Here is an 18,099-nt window from a genome sequence, read left to right as displayed (position 1 = left end):
TTTTAACCTCAATTAAAGGACAATCGACCGGACACTTATGGACACTAAGCAACAACATGCGCTCATTGCCCAACTGCATAAGCAATTGAACCGGCTCGACATCGTCCCCCGCCACTGCTGCCGCCGGAACAAGGTTCATTACACACTGGTGTGCTACATCAACAACATCATTGGGTTGCTGCTTAGCGAGAGCTATGAGCTTGTCCCAATATTCATCGAGCGTGCCAGAATTCACATGGCCGAGTTCCCCGCCACTGAGGAGTCGGCAGCCTACTACGAGATCGTCGAACACTATTTGCGAATAGTCACCGATCTGATGCAGGAGCTCGGCCATATCCTTGAATGGGGAAGCAGCCAATAAACGCATGAGGCAGACAACGCTCTGCTTGTCCCTGGGCCTGCAAATACCGCTCACCCCTTGCCTAGTAGAGAAGTGTCCATCAGAAAAATGGATAGATTTATTTTCAGTTAAAAGCTTGGCAAAAATAAAGCCTCCTAGCCGCCCTAGACAAACGTACCTTTACAGCCGCCCCTCCCTAAGCTCTTTTGGGGTCATATTAATAACCCTCGTGCTTTTCAGATTTCTAATATGAGCGATCACTAGTTCTTCGGTCGCTGAAAATAAATACTTATAAGCAACGTCCTTGTCGACATCTATAAGACGCTCAATCTTATCAATAGAATCATTGACACTTGCATTTAAACTGACATCTTCACTTAAGTACTCTTTAGCCATATCCACAGTGGTTGGAGATATCCGAAAAGCGGCAGATAGTTCAACAACCAATGCCACCCAATAGTACGTGTTATAGGTGACCCTTCCAACCATTGAATTACCGGACACTGCATCGGCTTTTGTACATGCCCCCTCATCTCCGGCCTTTTGTTTAAGACTTATGCAGCTTGGCACCCAGCTAGAGTCAGGTATGTCAAAGCTGGACTGACTTTGGAATGCACTAACGATGGATTCTCTTTGTTTCCTACGGTTGAGCCTGCGAATTTCCCGAAGGTAGATATTGTTCTGTACATCAACAAACCTATCTACCTTATGGGCTTTATCTAGCCTGAGATTAAGTTCATATTTAGAAAGCGTTGCTATTTCCTGTTCTGTGAACAACGCCGAATAATAATCATCCAGAATAGCTTTATATTCTGAATAATCAGGCTCCGCCTGTGGCAATTCAAATTTAATTGCAGCAATCTCATCAAACCCGATAATTTTCTGCAAGGCATCTGCAATTACAAGCTGAGAGAAAGCAATCAAGCTTATGAACGTCAATAATAATTTCATGTGAATACTAAAAACCATCTGACTAATATAAAACCGTAGCGCGTAGAGTGGACAATTCCCTACTTGTCCACCGCTTCTGCTCTCAGCCCTGCACCGTACCTTCCTTACGCAGCAGATAACTATCCATAATCCACCCATTGCGCTCACGCGCTTCGGCGCGGGTGGCGGCGATGCGTTCGGCCACTTCGTCCAGCGGGCCGGCAATAAGGATTTCATCAGCGGTGCCGACGTAAGCACCCCAGTAGATGGTCAGGCCCTGACCGACGAAGCGGCGGTAGGTGTCCTTGGCGTCGAGCATCACCGCCACGCTGTCCACACCTTGCGGCCAGCCTTCGGCGAGCAGGCGGCCGGTGGTGATTTCCACGGCGCGACCGATGCTGTTGAGCGGGATGCGATGGCGCGCGGTCAGCGCCTGCAGGCTGGTGATGCCGGGGATCACGTCATAGGTGAAATCGCTGCGCTGTGCGGCGATAGCTTCGATGATGCGGATGCTGCTGTCGTACAGCGACGGGTCGCCCCAGACCATGAAAGCCGCCGTCTCGCCATCGGCCATCTGCTCGTCGATCAGTTGCTCGAACACCGCCTGCTTGTCGCGATTGAGTTCGTCGACGCTGGCGCGGTAGTCCGCGACATCGCGCTCGCGCTCCGGCTGCACGCCTTCGGCGAAACGCGGCGTGTGACCATCGAGGAAGCGTGCGCAAATTTCGCGGCGTAGGGCGTTGAGCTTGTGCTTGGCTGCACCCTTGTCCATCAGGAAGATCACGTCACTGCGGCGCAGTGCCTTGATCGCCTGGTAGGTGATGTAGTCCGGGTCGCCGGCGCCGATGCCGACCAGCAGCAGGATTTTCATGAGGTTCTCCAGGTGCGCCCCGGCGCGCCAGGCGCCAAGTCGTCGATATGGTGGTAGTCGGCTTCCAACGCCTGCGCCAGTTGTCGGGCGCGGCCCAGGCGGATGGGCGCGCGCTCGGTATCGAGCAGCAGGGTTGGGCATGGCGGCGGCGTCAGTGCTGGCAGATCACGCAGGCGGCCGTCGGTGAGGACCAGCAGGCGCTGGCGTTCGTGCGGTTTCACGCGCTGGCGACACAGCAACCAGTCACCCGCCTGAGTCAGCGCATCGAGCAACGGCGTGCCACCACCAGCGCCCAGTTCCTGCAACCAGCGATGCAATTCGGCGCTGGCCTTGCGCCCCTGCCATAGCCACTGCGCCTCGCGGCCACCGGCCTGCAAAACCGCCAGCCGCGCGCGCTCGCGATAGGCGCTGTCGAACAACTCGGCAAGCACCCCCTTGGCCAGGCTCAGCGCGCCATGGCGACGGGTAGAAGCGGAGGCATCCACCAGCACCAGCCACAGCTCCTCGGCTTGCTGGCTGCGTGGTCGCATTACCAGTTGCTCACGGCGTTGCGGTCGCCCCTGACGCAGGGTCGCAGCCCAGTCGATACGCCCGTGCGCGCCCGCTCGTACGGCGCCACGCAGGCCGCCGCCAAGTTTTCCGGGCCGGTTACGGGCATCCGCGCCTGTGGCTGTGCGCGGGCGGATGCTCAGGACTTTTTTGGCCAGCGCGGCGGCACGCGCCGCTCGCCCATAACCTGTGGTTGCGCGGGCAGTTCGCCCCACTGGCCTTCGCCCTGCTGTTGCTCCTGCGCCTGGCTCTGTTCGGGCGACGTGGCAGCAGGCGGTTGTTGCTGGCGACGGCGATGACGCAGGACGAAGTCTTCCACCGCATCGATATCCACAGGCTCGATGCCCGCCGCGCCACGCCATGCGGCATGAGCACGGGCGGCGCGCAGCCAGACCAGATCGGCGCGCAGGCCGTCGACGCCAGCGGCGAAGCAACGCTGGCTGATCTCGCCCAGCGCCGCATCATCCAGCGCAATATCGGCCAGACGCTGGCGGGCATTGCGGCAACGCTGGGCGAGTGCTTCCTGCTCGCTCTGCCAGCGCTGCAGGAAGGCAGCGGGGCCGGCATCGAAGGCCAGACGACGACGGACGATCTCGGCGCGCTCGGCCGGCTGCGGCTGACCATCCAGCGCCAGGTTGAGGCCAAAACGGTCGAGCAGTTGCGGGCGCAGTTCGCCCTCCTCGGCATTCATGGTGCCAATCAGCACGAAGCGCGCGGCGTGGCGATGGGAGATGCCGTCACGCTCGACATGGTTGACCCCGCTGGCGGCGGCATCGAGCAGCAGGTCGACCAGATGATCCGGCAACAGGTTGACCTCATCGACATACAGCACGCCGCCATCGGCACGCGCCAGCAGGCCGGGAGAAAACTGCGCGCGGCCTTCGCCCAGTGCAGCGTCCAGATCCAGGGTGCCGACGATGCGCTCCTCGCTCGCTCCCAGCGGCAGGGTGACGAAGCGCCCGCCATCGAGCAGATCGGCCAGACCACGCGCCAGGGTGGACTTTGCCATGCCGCGCGGCCCCTCGATCAGCACCCCGCCAATGGCCGGATCGATGGCCGCCAGGCACAGCGCCAGCTTCAGCGAATCGGCACCGACCACAGCGGCGAGGGGGAAGTGATGTTCGGTCATGACAGTAATCCGTGGAGTGATGTGTGTGGGAGGCGCTTCAGCGGCGAAAAGCTCGCGGCTGAAGCCCCTCCCACGATGAGCGCATCACACCCGTGGGTGGGTTAGCGGCGCAGAACGTTGATCGTACAGACGCGCAGGAGCGTAGCGCGCCGCGTAACCCACCAGGCGATATACCGTATAGCGCCAATGGTGGGTTACGCCGCACCCGCTTCGGAGAGCAACCTATGCATTGCAACAGGCGGCTAACCCACCCTACGGGCTCGGCAGTGCCGGATGAACCCTCTCCCCCGGCCCCTCTCCCATAAATGGGAGAGGGGAGAAAAGCGCGCATCAACTTTCCTCACTATCGAGCAGCAGATTCTCCAGCGATTCGCGGTACTCGCCGGGATTCTGCCACAGGCCGCGCTGCTGGGCTTCGAGCAGGCGTTCGAGGATGTCGTTGAGCGCGCCGGGGTTGTGCTGCTGGATAAAGTCGCGGGTGTCCTTGTCGAGCAGGTAGGCATCGGTGAGCAGCGCGTACTGGTGGTCGTCGACCAGTTCGCTGGTGGCGTCGAAGGCGAACAGGTAGTCGATGGTCGCGGCCAGCTCGAAGGCGCCCTTGTAGCCGTGGCGCTTCATGCCTTCGATCCACTTGGGGTTGGCCGCGCGGGCACGCACCACGCGGTTCAGCTCTTCCTTGAGGCTGCGGATACGCGGCGTATCCGGCTGGCTGTTGTCGCCAAAATAGCTGGCCACCTTGAGCCCGCGCAGGGTTTCCACCGCCGCCAACATGCCGCCCTGGAACTGGTAGTAGTCATTGGAATCGAGGATGTCGTGCTCGCGGTTGTCCTGGTTGTGCAGCACCGCCTGCATCTGCTCCAGGCGCTCGGCGAACTGCTCGCGGGCCGGCGCGCCCTCGGCGCCGCTGCCGTAGGCGTAGCCGCCCCAGTTCAGATAAACCTCGGCCAGATCCGCACGGCTCTGCCACAGGCGTTCTTCGATAGCATTCTGCACGCCCGCGCCATAGGCGCCGGGCTTGGAGCCGAATACCCGCCAACCGGCCTGGCGCCGCGCTTCGGCTTCATCCAGGCCGCCATCCTTCAATGCCAACGACTCGCGCCAGACCCTCGCCGACAGCGGGTTCATGTCTTCCGGCTCGTCCAGTTCGATCACCGCCTGCACGGCCTGATCGAACAGACGAATCAGGTTGCTGAAGGCGTCGCGGAAGAAGCCCGACACGCGCAGGGTGACATCCACCCGTGGCCGGCCCAGCTGCTCCAGCGGCAGTACTTCGAAACGTTCGACGCGCTGGCTGCCAGGCTGCCAAACCGGGCGCACGCCGAGCAGCGCCAGGGCCTGGGCAATGTCGTCGCCGCCAGTGCGCATGGTCGCCGTGCCCCATACCGACAGGCCGAGCTGGCGCAGGTGATCGCCCTCATCCTGCAGATGGCGTTCGAGCAAACGGTCAGCGGCTTGCACACCGAGGCGCCAGGCAGTCGGCGTGGGCAGATGGCGCACGTCGACGGTGAAGAAGTTGCGCCCAGTGGGCAGCACATCCAGACGCCCGCGACTCGGCGCACCGCTTGGCCCTGCCGGGACGAAACGCCCTTCCAGCGCCGCCAGCAAGCCACCCATCTCGGCACCGCCACAGGCATCGAGCAAGGGCGCAACGTGCCCGGCCAGGCCGTCGAGAATCAACGCCACCTCATCACCAAAGGCTTCGCTGCGCTCGCCCGCCAGACGCTGCTCGATCAGCCTCAGCGTCAGCAGCTCCAGGCGCTCACGGGTATCGCCAACGCTGCGCCACAGGCTGTTATCCACAGCCAGCAAGGCCTGTGGACGCGGCCCAGCCCAGAGCTGGCCCATGTCGCAGTCCAGCGGGTCGAGGCCCAGCTCCAGGCCACGCGCCAGCGCACGCAGCAGGCTGGCATTGGCGCCCTGGCCGTCGCCACGGGGGATGCGCAGCAGCGCCAGCAGGGTGTCGCGACGAAGTTGTCCACTGGGCGACTCGCCGAACACATGCAGGCCATCGCGAATCTGCGATTCCTTGAGGTCGCACAGGTAGGCATCGAGCTGCGGCAGCCAGCTATCGGCATCGTCGTTCAGTTGCAGGCCCAGCTCGCGGTCGAGGCTGGCTTCGCGCACCTTGGTCAGAATCTCGCCGCGCAGCTCCACGGCGCGACGCTGGTCGAGCTGGCTGGCCTCGAAGTACTCGTCGGCCAGGCGCTCCAGATCGCGCAACGGGCCGTAGCTTTCGGCGCGGGTCAAAGGCGGCATCAGGTGGTCGATGATCACCGCCTGTGTACGCCGCTTGGCCTGCGCGCCCTCGCCCGGATCATTGACGATGAAGGGATAGACGTTGGGTAGCGGGCCAATCAGCGCCTGCGGCCAGCAGCCTTCGGACAGGCCGACGCTCTTGCCCGGCAGCCATTCCAGATTGCCGTGCTTGCCGACGTGGATCAGCGCATCAGCGGCGAAGGCCGTGCGCAGCCAGGCGTAGAAGGCGATATAGCCGTGCGGCGGCACCAGGTCGGGGTCGTGGTACACCGCTGCTGCATCAAGCTGATAGCCGCGCGCCGGCTGGATGCCGACGAAGGTCAGGCCGAAGCGCAGGCCGGCGACCATCATCCGCCCGCTGCGAAACATCGGGTCGCGCTGCGGCTCGCCCCAGCGCTCACGTATCGCCTGCTGGTTGGCCAGCGGCAGGCTGTGGAAAAACGCCAGGTAGTCATCCAGCGCCAGACTCTGCGCACAGGACCGCGTATCCAGGCCATCGAGGTCGTTGGTAACGCCGCCGAGCAAGCTGTGGACAAGTTCGGTGCCGCTGCCCGGCAGGTTATCCACCGGGTAGCCCTGCGCCTGCAGAGCACGGAGGATATTCAGCGCGGCAGCCGGCGTATCCAGCCCCACGCCGTTGCCAATGCGCCCGTCGCGGGTCGGGTAGTTGGCCAGGATCAAGCCGATTCGCTTCTGATCGTTGCTTTTGATCGCCAACTGGCACCAATTTCGCGCCAATTCCGCGACATAGGCCATACCCGACTCATGCGCCTGGTAGCACACCACGTCGCTCTGGCTGCGCTCGCTGCGCCAGGCCAGGCCCTTGAAGCTGATTGCCGGGCCGATCAGCCGGCCATCCAGCTCGGGCAGCACCACATGCATGGCCAGGTCGCGCGAACCGAGCCCCTGCGCACTGGCCTGCCACTGCGCCTGGTTGTCCAGCGAGCAGATGGCCTGCAGTACCGGGATGTCACGGCGGAACACCCGTGCCTGCGGTGCCTCGGGGTTGGACAGGGCAAACCCGGTGGTATTGATGATCAGCGCGGCATTGGTTTCATCCAGCCAGGCCTGCACTTGCTCCAGACAGGCCGTCTCCTTGAGGCTTGCCACAGCGATCGGCAGCGGGTTGAGGCCCTGAGCGAGCAGGTGTTCGCAGAAGGTATCGACGAAAGCGGTATTCGCCGACTGTACGTGGTTGCGATAGAACAGCAGCGCCACCACGGGCGCGCCGGGCTGCCACTGTGCCTGCCAGTCGCCAAGCGTGGCCGGGCTGGCATTGCGGTGATAGAGGCCGACACGCGGCAACGGCTGCGGCTCCAGCCAGGTGTCCGCACGCCCCAGCCAGCGGCTGCCGATGCAGCGGAACAGCTGACGCGCATTGTCCAGCCCGCCCTGACGCAGGTACTGCCAGAGGCGCTGGCTGTCTTCTTCGGCGACGTTGCCGAGGGCGTTCAGCTCCGGGTCGGGCTTGTCATCGCCCGGCACCATGATCACCGTGGCGCCGCGTTCGCCCAGCTCCACCAGGCGCTCGACCCCATAGCGCCAGTAGCTCACCCCGCCATGCACCGAAATCAGGATGACCCTGGCGTGCTGCAGCACCTGCTCGACGTAGTAATCCACCGAAGCGTTGTTGCTCAGCTGCGCCGGGCTGGCCAGACGCAGACTGGGGTAGTCGGCCGGCAGCTGCCGCGCCGCTTCGGCCAACAGCGACAGGTGCGAATCCCCCGTGCACAGGATCACCAGCTCGGCAGGCGTCTGGCCAAGGTCGGCGATGCTGTCGGCCGGCAGTTGGGCGCCGGGCTGGGTGCGCAATAGATGCATGGTCGTTCCGTGGAGCGGGCGAAATTGTGGGTGGGGTTTTAGCCGCGACCGGGTTCGCTGCTAGTCGCGGCTAAAGCCCCTCCCACAACCACTCAAGCCAGCGCGGCTTGCAGCTCGGCCTCGATGGCCGCGCGGTCGAGCTGCTGGCCGATCACCACCAGGCGGCTGGTGCGCGGCTCGTCGGCCTGCCAGGCGCGGTCGAAGTGACGGTCGAAGCGCTGGCCTACGCCCTGCACCAGCAGGCGCATCGGCTTACCTGGGATGGCAGCGAAGCCTTTCACCCGCAGGATGCCGTACTTGGCCACGGCGTCCTTCAGCGCAGCCAGCAGGCGCGCCTCCTCGGCTTCCGGTAGTTCCACGTGGAACGAGTCGAATTCCTCGTGATCGTGGTCTTCGTCTTCATCGTCGTGATGGGTGCGACGGCTGTCGATATGCAGCTCGGTTTCGCTGTTCAGGCCCAGCAGCACGTCCAATGGCAGTTCGCCACTGTGCGCCTCGATCACCTTCACCGCCGCCGGCAGCTCCTCGGCTACTTCGGCGCGCACGGCGGCCAGCGCCTCGGCGTCGAGCAGGTCGGCCTTGTTGAGGATGACCAGGTCGGCACTGGCCAACTGGTCGGCGAACAGTTCATGCAGCGGCGACTCATGGTCGAGGTTGGGGTCGAGCTTGCGCTGCTCGTCCACCTGATCGGGGAAGGCAGCGAAGGTGCCGGCCACTACCGCCGGGCTGTCGACCACGGTGATCACCGCGTCGACCGTGCAGGCGTTGCGGATTTCCGGCCAGTTGAAGGCCTGCACCAGCGGCTTGGGCAGCGCCAGGCCACTGGTCTCGATGAGGATATGGTCGAGGTCGCCACGACGCGCTACCAGCTCGCGCATCACCGGGAAGAACTCCTCCTGCACGGTGCAGCACAGGCAGCCGTTGGCCAGTTCGAAGACGCGACCGTTGGCTTCTTCCTCGCTGCAACCGATGGAGCATTGCTTGAGGATCTCGCCATCGATGCCCAGCTCGCCGAACTCGTTGACGATCACCGCGATACGGCGGCCGCCGGCATTGGCCAGCAGATGGCGCAGCAAGGTGGTTTTACCGGCACCGAGAAAACCGGTGACGATGGTGACAGGCAGTTTGGCGAGGGTTTTCATGAAGGGCCCCGTGGCGTCGGTAAGTTCGGCGGACGGGTATGCGCAGGCAGGCACGCAGGAGCGTGCTGGCCGCGTCGGATCACCCCGTCCGAGCAAATGGCTGATTATCGAGGCAGGTCTCCTGGCTCACGGTCTGCGCGTTGCGAACCCTTCACCTTCCCGCCTGACGGCAGTGGCATATCGAAGGGCTTAAGACCGTTCACAGTTGCGGGGGCAGCCAGGGCGTCGACCCTGTTCCCTCTTAGCCTCCCGGCGATTTGCCCGGAAGAACCTCGAAAGCGAGAAGGCTACGCAGGCCGCGGCGGCCGGTCAATCGCGGTTGACCGCTGGCAGGTGCCATGATGAGCTAGGTTCCCCTCCGACACGAATGCCGCTCATGACCAGCAGCCACCTCGATCACCCCGCCGCCGCCCTCAGGGTGGTTGCCGGCCTGGGCTGTCGCCGTGGTTGTGCACAGGAGGAGCTGCTTGACCTGCTGGCTCGCAGCCTGGCCCGCCATGAGTTGACTGTGGATAACCTGGCGGGACTGGCCAGCATCGCGCACAAGCACGACGAGCCAGGGCTGCATGAACTGGCCATGCGCCTGGACCTGGGGCTGTGGTTCTTCTCCCCCGACGACCTCGCGCCCTACCAGGCTGCGAACACCGCCAGCCTGCTCACTCAAGCTAGCACCGGCAGCCCCGCCGTCGCCGAACCCTGCGCCCTGGCACTCGCCGCTCGCCTGGGCAGCGACGCCCAGCTGCTCGGCATGAAGAACCGCAGCGCCAGCGCCACCTGTGCGCTGGCCACTTTCGATAGAGAACCTGCATGACCATCTACTTCATCGGCGCCGGCCCCGGCGACCCCGAGCTGATCACCGTCAAGGGCCAGCGCCTGATTCGTTCGTGCCCGGTGATTCTCTACGCCGGCTCGCTGGTGCCCGAAGCAGTGCTGCAGGGGCACAGTGCCGAGCAGGTAGTGAACACCGCCGAGCTGAACCTTGGCGAAATCGTCAGCCTGTTGCGCGAAGCCCACGAACGCGGCCAGAACGTGGCTCGCGTGCACTCCGGCGATCCTTCACTGTACGGTGCCATCGGCGAGCAGATTCGCGAGCTGCGCACCCTGGGTATTCCCTTCGAGATCATCCCCGGCGTCACCGCTACCGCCGCCTGCGCCGCGTTGCTGGAAAGCGAGCTGACCCTGCCAGGCATCGCCCAGACGGTGATCCTGACCCGCTACGGCACCACGTCGCCGATGCCCGAGGGTGAACAACTGCACGACCTGGCGCGGCACCGCGCGACCATGGCCATTCATCTTGGCGTACGCCAACTGCCGGCCATCGTCAGCGAACTGCTGCCGCACTATGGCGCGGACTGCCCCATCGCGGTTATCCACAGGGCGAGCTGGCCGGATCAGGATTGGGTACTGGGCACCCTGGCCGATATCGAAACGAAGGTCGCCGCCAAGGACTTTCGGCGCACGGCGCTGATACTCGTCGGACGCGTGCTCGACCCGGGGGCCTTCGCCGAGTCGGCGCTGTACGACGCCCGGCACAAACACCTCTATCGCCCCGGTCACGACTGACGCCACTGATCAACTCGCCCACCGAGCAAACTGCTGGAGAAAAAACGTACAAATCGCTACAGGCCTTTAATACAAAGGCCTGGAGATACTTATCAACAGATTGTGCGTAGCTTTGTCCAAAGCAGCAGTGAATAACTCAAAGCCTCTGGATTATTTATTGATCAAAGCGCTACAACCCCTGCCATTCAAGGGCTACAGCGCTTTACCCGCAAGATACCCACAACATGATCCACACACTTTGTTAACAACCTCAGGCCTCGCTCATTGAGCGGCATACCCGCGCGGCACCTGGAACTACTCCCGACAGTTAGCGAACAGATCCAAGCCGCGCTGATATTCCTGCGTATCGACCTGCAACAGGCCGAGCATCGAGTGAAACAGATTGTCCTGGCTATACGCCTGGCTGCTGGCCTGACGCAGGCACTGCTGATCCAGCGCGAAGTCCTGTTGATAACCCTTGGAGAACCACATCAGCATCGGCACATGGGTCTGCTCCGGTGGCGCCAGCGCATAGGGCGTACCGTGCAGGTAGAGGTTGAACTCACCCAGCGACTCGCCATGGTCGGACAGGTAGATGAACGCCGTATCGAGCGTGTCGGAGTGGGCGCGTAGCGTATCGATCATGCCGGCCAGCACGTGGTCGGTGTAAGCGATGGTGTTGTCGTAGGCGTTGATGATGTCCTGCTGCGAGCAATCGTTGAGGGCATTGCTCGCGCAGACCGGCTCGAAGCGCTGAAGCGCCTGTGGATAACGCTTGTAGTAATCCGGCCCGTGGCTGCCCATCTGGTGCAGTACCAGCACCGCATCGCCCTGCAGCTGATCCAGATAATGCTGCAGACCATCGACCAGAATCGCGTCGTGGCATTCGCCATCGTTACAGAACTGCGGGTCTTTGCTGTCGCGCAGGTTACGGTTCTCGAGACGATCACAGGTGCCCTTGCAGCCGGACTGGTTGTCCAGCCAGGTGACCTTCAGACCGCTGCGCTGGAGGATATCGAGTAGACCATCCTGATGCTCGGCGACGCTGGCCGAGTAATCGTGACGGGCCATGCGCGAGAACATGCAGGGCACCGATACGGCCGTTTCCGTGCCACAGGAGGTCACCTGCGGGTAGCTCAGCAAGTCAGCCTGGCGCGCCAGCTCCGGCGTGGTATCGCGCGAATAGCCAAGCACGCCGAAATGGTCGGCACGCGCGCTCTCGCCAATCACCAGCACGGTCAACGAGGGGCGTCGATGTTGCTTCCAGGCGGCATTGAGCTGGGCATCTTCGCCGATCTTTTGCCACGGCTGGTTGCCGCTGGCGACGCTATCGCGCAAGTAACCATAGCTCGCCGACAGGTAGTTGCTCGGCACCGCCAGCAGGCGCAGCTCGTGATGGTTGCGCAGCAGCGAGGCCAGCCCCTGGTATTGCGCCAAGGCCACGCCGAGCAGCACCGCCAGCGCCACCACGCCCATCGCCAGACGGCTCAGCAGACCGCGCCAGCGCGTGGTACGGCGCGCCAGCGGCAGCTTCCACAGCAGCAGCGAGGGCAGTACGCCAAACAACAGGAGGTAGCCGGCCAATCGCCAGGAGAGCAGGTCACGCACCTCGTTGGCATCGGTTTGGGCCACATTGCGCAGCATTTCCCGATCGAGCAGCACGCCATACTCGTTCATGAAATACAGCGTCACTGCACTGCCGATAAACAGCACCATCAACAACGGCTTGAGCACGCGGCGGAAAGAAAAGACCAGCAGGACCAAGGAGAAGATCGCCCAGAGCATGGCAGCGAAGGCCAACGCCAGCACGCCGCCATCGGTCGTGCCATGGAGCACTTGCTGCAGGTGCTGCCACAGCGGTCGGTTGTAGAACAGCACCAATATCGCCGCAGCCAGTGGGGCAAGCCATTCCGGGTGGATTCGAGCGCGGAGCGCGGACATAAATCTTCAGCCTTGTGCCAGTTGATCGACAGCTCCAGGGAGCATGCCGCGCAGACTAGTGAGGGCCTTGTCAGCAAAGAGTGAAGCACTTGTCGAAAAAACGTGAATTGCACGTCCGCTATCAAGCGTCGACCTGGGCCGGGGGCAAGGTTTGAGGCATTCAGCCTGTTCGCGGCGCCGCGTCAGACCTTGTTCGAAATACCCGGACAACAGGGAGTCGTATGCACCTGATGCGGCAAGCTTCTTGCGAACTGCTCCAGGTTCATACGCTATCCAGCCCTCACGAAGAGCCAGAAACCCCAGTGCTCAACGCCAGAACCTAGAGCGTCTACTGGGATGATTCTGCGAAGGGGAACATGGCAAATCTTATCAACAGGGTTGAAAACGACTTATCCAAACATCCTGTGGATACACCCTGAATCGGGCTCAATTATTGAACAGAACGCTGTAACCCTCAGCGGGCAAGGCCTACAGAAGAGCTTACCCAGGATATCCACAAGATGATCCACGCCAATTGTTAGCAACTGCGGATCAGAGCTGCACCTCGACCCGCTTGATGCCCAACGCCCTCAGCTCCACCATCAGCTGGTTCAGGTCGGAGAAGCTCTCCACCTGTTCGGCCTCATCCACCAGAAAGAAGCTGCGCCCGGCGTCTTTCTTGAAGAACACGATCCACTGCGCCGTATTGGCCGGATTGACCATGACCTGGGTGTCGAACAACACCCCTTCGTCCGTTCTCTGTTTCACATCTGCGCGATTCATCCTCTCTCCTCTACCAGCATGCTCCTGCGCTCCGCCGACCTGACCGGGTCAGTCAACGGATTCGCCAACCATTTTAAGGGATCGGAGCCCTCATAAGCGCTGACCACCATCAGTTCGCGATGGCGCAGGTGAAATTACCACACAAAACCTATACGCTTCATATACGAACCATATAAGAGGAGGCGCCATGGGCATCGTCAACATCGATGATCAGCTGCACAACCAGATCCGCAGGGCGAGCGGCGTGTCCGGCCGCTCGATCAATGCCCAGGCGGGTTTCTGGATTCGCATCGGCATGCTCTGCGAGATGAACCCGAACCTGAGTTTCAACGAGGTGATGGCTGCCGAGCTGCGTGCGGCCGGCGTGATGGTTCCACCGCACATGGCGGACGCTTCATGAGCAAGACACCTGAGCAGATCTCCCTGATGGCGGAAGCCGGCAGGTTGCTGGCATGCGTGTTCGGCTACCTGGATCGGCTGGATCTGCTCGGCCTGTCGACCCTGCAGGTCAACGGCCTTGTGGATAACTACATCGTGGGCGAACTGAAAGCGCGCCCGGCGAGCAAGGGCCAGTACGGTTTCGCCTACTCGATGAACACCTCGCGAAATGAGGTGGTTTGTCACGGCGTGCCCAGTGCCAGCGAGATTCTGTGCAGCGGCGACCTGGTGAACTTCGATATCACCCTGGAAAAGAACGGCTATATCGCCGATTCGAGCAAGACCTACCTGATCGGCGAGGTTTCGCAGCAGGCCCGTCAGCTCGTCCAGGTCACCTACGACGCGATGTGCAAGGGCATCGAGGCCGTGCGTCCCGGCGCTCGGCTCGGCGATATCGGCCATGCCATCGAACAGCATGCCCGCGCCCACCGCTACTCGGTGGTCCGCGAATACTGCGGCCACGGCATCGGCCGGGAAATGCACGAGCCTCCCGAGGTGCTGCACTGGGGTAAACCCGGAACCGGCCTGACCCTGCGCGAAGGCATGACTTTCACCATCGAGCCGATGCTCAACCAGGGCCAGAATGCGGTGCGCACACTGCGCGACGGCTGGACGGTGGTGACCCGAGACGGCAAGTTGTCGGCGCAGTTCGAACACACCCTGGCCGTCACCCGAGACGGCGTTCGCGTGCTTACGCTACGCCCTGAGGAACACCACTTGCGCAGCGTTTCGAGCTGACCGGGTAAGCGCTTGGAAAGCGGACGGTGCCGCGACGCTAGCCCCGGCACGCCCTGGCCTCAATCCGTACGGAAACGCACCACCAGCTGCTTCAGTTCACTGCTCAGGCCGCTCTGCTGCTCGGCAAAACTCTCGACCTCGGCCGCCTGAACCGAGATCTGCGTGACTGCATCGTTGATGGTCACGATGTTCTGGTTGATTTCCTCGGTCACCAGGTGTTGCTCCTCGGTCGCAGTGGCGATCTGCATGGTCATGTCGCGGATCATCTGCACCTTGCCTTCGATGCTTTCGAAGGCGGCCATGACATCCTTCGAGAGCACGATAGCGTTATCGGACTCGACCAGGCTCTGGTCCATGCTCACCGTCACTTCCTTGATGCGGTTGACCAGCAGGCTGAGGATGCTGTTGATCTGTTCGGTGGAGTCCTGAGTGCGCTTGGCCAGATTGCGCACCTCATCGGCCACCACCGCAAAACCCCGTCCCTGCTCGCCAGCACGAGCGGCTTCGATGGCCGCGTTCAGCGCCAGCAGATTGGTCTGCTCGGCGATCTGCTGGATGGTCGAAAGGATGTTGTTGATATTGACCGTTTCCTTCTCCAGCTCCTGAATCACCTTGCTGGATTGCTGGATACTGCTGCCCAGCTTGTTGACCCCCGAGGTGCTGCGCGCGATCACCTCTTTGCCGTTGCGCGTGGCCGCCAGCCCCTGCTCCGACACGTCGGCGGTCTGCACGCAGGTTTTCGCCACTTCATTGGCAGCCGAGGACATTTCGGTCACTGCCGTGACGATCTGCTCCACCGAACTCAACTGGCTCTGCAGCGTGGCCGACATGGCCGTAGTGCGTTTGTTGGTTTCATTGGAGACACCATCCATCCTGATGGCGTTTTCCTTGATCACCCGGATCATGCTCTGGATCGACTCGATGAACTGGTTGAACCATTTGGCCAGCTCTCCCGTTTCATCCGCGTTGAGCCGTTCCAGGCGGCGAGTCAGGTCACCCTCACCCTGAGCGATGACGCGCAGGCCATCGGTGACAAGGTTGATCGGGTTGACGATACGGCGGGCGATGATCACCCCGGCAACGCCGAACAGCGAGACCAGCACGATGCAAACCGCAAGGGTCAGCCAGGTCAACTGGCGCGCGCTGGCATAAACCTCGTCAGCCTGCTTCAGGCCAACGAATTTCCAGCCCAACTCGGGTGAGCTGTAGACGTTGGCCATATATGGAACGCCGCCGATGTCCACCTCGACCAGGCCATTATCGGTCTTGGCGATTGAGGCGAAGTACTCATCAGGCAGCTCGCTGAGCTTCTTGAAGTTGTTCTCCGGCTGATGACCATCCACCAGCAGGGTGCCACTGCCCTCCACCACCATCAGGAACCCGGTCTCGCCGAAGCGCACCTTCTGCGCCATATCCGTCAGCGCCTTGAGCGACACGTCGACTGCGACGACCCCGGCAAACGCCCCGGCATTGTCCTTGAAGCCCTTGAGCACCGAGACGTAAACCGCGTCATCAGGCTCCCAGTAGTAGCCGTCGCGACGAGCCAAGGTGAAGTTGGCGTCGCGCCCCTTGGTGTACCACTCGCGCTTGCGCGGATCCCAGTCACCGTAATCGCCGGTGCCCGGCCACTCCACGTAGCCGCCCTGGGTATCGCTCATGTAGACGTAGCCAAACGTGGGGTTGTTGTTACCGATGCTGGAAAAGTAATCGAAGATCTGCTTCTCACGTCCGCCCTTGGACGTGGCGACCTGGCCAGGCTTGCGGGCCTCGCCGAAGTAGGTAGTCAGTGCGCCGTTCTTGGCGTCTTTTACGGCGGGATATTCCGCCAGGGCTGAAACGGTGTGGCCCACCGAATCGAAAAAGGTGGTGAAACTGCTGTTCACCAGTTTCATATCCAGGCTGCTGGATACCAGAAAGTTCTCTCTGGCCTGCTCTGTAACGTTGCGAATGGTCAGCAGTGCAACGATCAGCACAGGGATCAGCGTTGCCACCATAAAACTCAACAGCAGCTTGGATCTAATCTTCATTTTTATGGCCTCGTAAGGATTCCCTTAACTTAGCAGCATGTTGAGTACTGCGCCCACTGCCAGGGCGCAGTATCAGTGAAGACAGATCAGAATTACTTCATCGTCGGCATGGAGAAGGAAACGCTCTCACGCACCCCGGCCGACGGCCAGCGCTGAGTCACGGTCTTGCGCTTGGTGTAGAAGCGCACGGCATCCGGGCCGTAGGCGTGCAGGTCACCGAACAGCGAACGCTTCCAGCCGCCGAAGCTGTGATAGGCCACCGGCACCGGCAGCGGTACGTTGATGCCGACCATGCCGACCTTGATGTTGTCGGAGAAGTAACGAGCCGCTTCGCCATCACGGGTGAAGATGCAGGTACCGTTGCCGTATTCGTGAGCATCGATCAGGTCCATCGCGGCCTGCATGCTGTCTACCCGCACCACCTGCAGTACCGGACCAAAGATCTCTTCCTTGTAGCTGAGCATCTCCGGGCTCACTCGGTCGATCAGCGTACCGCCAACGAAGAAGCCGTTTTCGTAGCCCGCGACCTGCGGCTGACGACCGTCGACCACGATGGTCGCACCCTGCTCTTCGGCACTATTGATGTAGCCAACGACCTTCTGTTGATGGGCCTTGGTAATCACCGGGCCGAAATCGTTGCTCTTGTCCGAGTAGGCACCGACTTTCAGCGACTGCATGGCGGCCTGCATCTTCTCGATCAGCGCGTCAGCCGCGGCATCGCCCACTGCAACGGCAACGGACAGCGCCATGCAGCGCTCGCCGGAGGAGCCGAAGGCCGCGCCCAGCAGCTGATTGACGGCGTTGTCCATGTCCGCATCGGGCATCACGATGGCGTGGTTCTTGGCGCCACCCAGTGCCTGGCAGCGCTTGCCGTTGGCATTGGCGGTCTTGTAGATGTACTCGGCGATCGGCGTCGAGCCGACGAAGCTGACAGCCTGGATGCGCTCGTCGCGCAGCAGCACGTCGACCGCTTCCTTGTCGCCGTTGACCACGTTCATCACACCCTTGGGCAGCCCGGCTTCGTGCAGCAATTGCGCGATGAACAGGGTGGAGCTGGGGTCACGCTCGGACGGTTTGAGGATGAAGCAGTTACCGCAGACGATGGCCATCGGGAACATCCACAGCGGTACCATCGCCGGGAAATTGAACGGGGTGATCCCGGCCACCACGCCCAGCGGCTGGAACTCGCTCCAGGAGTCGATGTTCGGGCCGACGTTCTTGCTGTGCTCGCCCTTGAGCAGCTCGGGAGCGCCGCAGGCGTACTCGACGTTCTCGATGCCGCGCTGCAGTTCACCCAGTGCGTCGTGGGCGATCTTGCCGTGTTCTTCGCCGATCATCTGAGCAATGCGCTCAGCGTTCTGCTCCAGCAGTTCCTTGAAGCGGAACATGACCCGTGCGCGCTTGATCGGTGGCGTGTTGCGCCACTCGGGGAAGGCGGCTTCGGCGGCAGCGATGGCCTGCTCGACGGTCGCGACCGAAGCCAGCGCCACTTGCTTGCTGACTTCACCGGTGGAGGGGTTGTACACGTCCTGCAGGCGAGCAGCGTCGCTGACGATCTGGCCGTTGATCAGGTGTCCTACTGTGCTCATGGGGCGACTCCTAGAAAATGGGTG

General features: G+C 62.1%; 15 protein-coding genes, 1 pseudogene and 1 riboswitch. Of the genes and pseudogenes, 5 read left to right on the top strand and 11 right to left on the bottom strand.

Annotated elements, in window-relative coordinates; genetic code table 11:
• The first annotated feature begins 37 nt into the window (after window positions 1–37).
• Complete coding sequence (locus ACN8M7_RS06595) at window positions 38–361, top strand: hypothetical protein (RefSeq protein WP_490260184.1); 324 nt, start codon at window positions 38–40, stop codon at window positions 359–361.
• 159 nt (window positions 362–520) lie between these two features.
• Here the strand turns inward: ACN8M7_RS06595 and ACN8M7_RS06590 are convergent, their stop codons facing one another.
• From ACN8M7_RS06590 to cobW, 6 genes are all read right to left on the bottom strand, one after another.
• Window positions 521–1,291 (bottom strand): hypothetical protein, encoded by a 771-nt coding sequence (locus ACN8M7_RS06590; RefSeq protein WP_490260183.1) that lies wholly within the window; start codon window positions 1,289–1,291, stop codon window positions 521–523.
• A gap of 82 nt (window positions 1,292–1,373) precedes the next feature.
• Complete coding sequence (cobF, locus tag ACN8M7_RS06585) at window positions 1,374–2,141, bottom strand: precorrin-6A synthase (deacetylating) (RefSeq protein ID WP_490260182.1); 768 nt, start codon at window positions 2,139–2,141, stop codon at window positions 1,374–1,376.
• The gene (locus ACN8M7_RS06580) at window positions 2,138–2,848 is read right to left on the bottom strand and encodes a vWA domain-containing protein (RefSeq protein ID WP_490260300.1); all 711 of its coding nucleotides are present in this window, start codon (window positions 2,846–2,848) and stop codon (window positions 2,138–2,140) included. Before ACN8M7_RS06580 ends, cobF begins: the two co-directional genes overlap by 4 nt.
• A complete protein-coding gene (locus ACN8M7_RS06575) occupies window positions 2,830–3,819 on the bottom strand; it encodes a magnesium chelatase ATPase subunit I (RefSeq protein ID WP_490260181.1) in 990 nt (329 codons plus the stop codon). Before ACN8M7_RS06575 ends, ACN8M7_RS06580 begins: the two co-directional genes overlap by 19 nt.
• A 330-nt stretch (window positions 3,820–4,149) precedes the next feature.
• Window positions 4,150–7,896, bottom strand: coding sequence for a cobaltochelatase subunit CobN (gene cobN / locus ACN8M7_RS06570; RefSeq protein ID WP_490260180.1), 3,747 nt, complete (start codon window positions 7,894–7,896; stop codon window positions 4,150–4,152).
• A gap of 92 nt (window positions 7,897–7,988) precedes the next feature.
• Window positions 7,989–9,038, bottom strand: coding sequence for a cobalamin biosynthesis protein CobW (gene cobW / locus ACN8M7_RS06565; RefSeq protein ID WP_490260179.1), 1,050 nt, complete (start codon window positions 9,036–9,038; stop codon window positions 7,989–7,991).
• A 94-nt stretch (window positions 9,039–9,132) separates the two neighbouring features.
• A riboswitch (cobalamin riboswitch) is annotated at window positions 9,133–9,328 on the bottom strand.
• 86 nt (window positions 9,329–9,414) lie between these two features.
• Between cobW and ACN8M7_RS06560 the strand changes: the two genes are divergently transcribed.
• Both ACN8M7_RS06560 and cobM read left to right on the top strand, forming a co-directional pair.
• Complete coding sequence (locus ACN8M7_RS06560; protein ID WP_490260178.1) at window positions 9,415–9,849, top strand: cobalamin biosynthesis protein; 435 nt, start codon at window positions 9,415–9,417, stop codon at window positions 9,847–9,849.
• Window positions 9,846–10,601 (top strand): precorrin-4 C(11)-methyltransferase, encoded by a 756-nt coding sequence (gene cobM, locus ACN8M7_RS06555; protein ID WP_490260177.1) that lies wholly within the window; start codon window positions 9,846–9,848, stop codon window positions 10,599–10,601. Before ACN8M7_RS06560 ends, cobM begins: the two co-directional genes overlap by 4 nt.
• Before the next feature lie 294 nt (window positions 10,602–10,895).
• Here the strand turns inward: cobM and ACN8M7_RS06550 are convergent, their stop codons facing one another.
• Both ACN8M7_RS06550 and ACN8M7_RS06545 read right to left on the bottom strand, forming a co-directional pair.
• Complete coding sequence (locus ACN8M7_RS06550) at window positions 10,896–12,521, bottom strand: phosphoethanolamine transferase (protein ID WP_490260176.1); 1,626 nt, start codon at window positions 12,519–12,521, stop codon at window positions 10,896–10,898.
• A 531-nt stretch (window positions 12,522–13,052) separates the two neighbouring features.
• Complete coding sequence (locus ACN8M7_RS06545; RefSeq protein WP_061238783.1) at window positions 13,053–13,283, bottom strand: hypothetical protein; 231 nt, start codon at window positions 13,281–13,283, stop codon at window positions 13,053–13,055.
• 187 nt (window positions 13,284–13,470) lie between these two features.
• Here ACN8M7_RS06545 and ACN8M7_RS06540 point away from each other — a divergent pair, with 187 nt between their 5' ends.
• Both ACN8M7_RS06540 and map read left to right on the top strand, forming a co-directional pair.
• Window positions 13,471–13,683 carry a ParD-like family protein gene (locus tag ACN8M7_RS06540; RefSeq protein ID WP_490260175.1) on the top strand — a complete coding sequence of 71 codons (213 nt, stop codon included), beginning with the start codon at window positions 13,471–13,473 and terminating at the stop codon, window positions 13,681–13,683.
• Window positions 13,680–14,459, top strand: coding sequence for a type I methionyl aminopeptidase (gene map / locus ACN8M7_RS06535; RefSeq protein WP_490260174.1), 780 nt, complete (start codon window positions 13,680–13,682; stop codon window positions 14,457–14,459). The genes ACN8M7_RS06540 and map overlap by 4 nt, the downstream gene beginning before the upstream one ends.
• A gap of 59 nt (window positions 14,460–14,518) precedes the next feature.
• Here map and ACN8M7_RS06530 read toward each other — a convergent pair whose 3' ends face one another.
• From ACN8M7_RS06530 to ACN8M7_RS06520, 3 genes and pseudogenes are all read right to left on the bottom strand, one after another.
• Window positions 14,519–15,226 (bottom strand): methyl-accepting chemotaxis protein, encoded by a 708-nt coding sequence (locus ACN8M7_RS06530; RefSeq protein ID WP_490260299.1) that lies wholly within the window; start codon window positions 15,224–15,226, stop codon window positions 14,519–14,521.
• A gap of 201 nt (window positions 15,227–15,427) precedes the next feature.
• Window positions 15,428–16,453 (bottom strand): annotated as a pseudogene (locus ACN8M7_RS06525) (cache domain-containing protein); the annotation flags it as partial.
• A 125-nt stretch (window positions 16,454–16,578) separates the two neighbouring features.
• Window positions 16,579–18,075, bottom strand: a complete 1,497-nt coding sequence (locus ACN8M7_RS06520) for a CoA-acylating methylmalonate-semialdehyde dehydrogenase (protein ID WP_490260173.1) — start codon at window positions 18,073–18,075, stop codon at window positions 16,579–16,581.
• Between the last annotated feature and the right edge of the window lie 24 nt (window positions 18,076–18,099).

Source organism: Pseudomonas spartinae (assembly GCF_965197125.1).
Taxonomy (GTDB): Bacteria; Pseudomonadota; Gammaproteobacteria; order Pseudomonadales; family Pseudomonadaceae; genus Aquipseudomonas; species Aquipseudomonas composti_A.
This window is presented reverse-complemented; position numbering and strand designations above follow the sequence as displayed.

Bases quoted from the DNA above. Each gene is read 5' to 3' on its own strand.
- ACN8M7_RS06595 (WP_490260184.1), top strand. From the start codon at position 38: ATGGACACTAAGCAACAACATGCGCTCATTGCCCAACTGCATAAGCAA.
- ACN8M7_RS06590 (WP_490260183.1), bottom strand. From the start codon at position 1,291: ATGAAATTATTATTGACGTTCATAAGCTTGATTGCTTTCTCTCAGCTT.
- cobF (WP_490260182.1), bottom strand. From the start codon at position 2,141: ATGAAAATCCTGCTGCTGGTCGGCATCGGCGCCGGCGACCCGGACTAC.
- ACN8M7_RS06575 (WP_490260181.1), bottom strand. From the start codon at position 3,819: ATGACCGAACATCACTTCCCCCTCGCCGCTGTGGTCGGTGCCGATTCG.
- cobN (WP_490260180.1), bottom strand. From the start codon at position 7,896: ATGCATCTATTGCGCACCCAGCCCGGCGCCCAACTGCCGGCCGACAGC.
- cobW (WP_490260179.1), bottom strand. From the start codon at position 9,038: ATGAAAACCCTCGCCAAACTGCCTGTCACCATCGTCACCGGTTTTCTC.
- ACN8M7_RS06560 (WP_490260178.1), top strand. From the start codon at position 9,415: ATGACCAGCAGCCACCTCGATCACCCCGCCGCCGCCCTCAGGGTGGTT.
- cobM (WP_490260177.1), top strand. From the start codon at position 9,846: ATGACCATCTACTTCATCGGCGCCGGCCCCGGCGACCCCGAGCTGATC.
- ACN8M7_RS06550 (WP_490260176.1), bottom strand. From the start codon at position 12,521: ATGTCCGCGCTCCGCGCTCGAATCCACCCGGAATGGCTTGCCCCACTG.
- ACN8M7_RS06545 (WP_061238783.1), bottom strand. From the start codon at position 13,283: ATGAATCGCGCAGATGTGAAACAGAGAACGGACGAAGGGGTGTTGTTC.
- ACN8M7_RS06540 (WP_490260175.1), top strand. From the start codon at position 13,471: ATGGGCATCGTCAACATCGATGATCAGCTGCACAACCAGATCCGCAGG.
- map (WP_490260174.1), top strand. From the start codon at position 13,680: ATGAGCAAGACACCTGAGCAGATCTCCCTGATGGCGGAAGCCGGCAGG.
- ACN8M7_RS06530 (WP_490260299.1), bottom strand. From the start codon at position 15,226: ATGTCCTCGGCTGCCAATGAAGTGGCGAAAACCTGCGTGCAGACCGCC.
- ACN8M7_RS06520 (WP_490260173.1), bottom strand. From the start codon at position 18,075: ATGAGCACAGTAGGACACCTGATCAACGGCCAGATCGTCAGCGACGCT.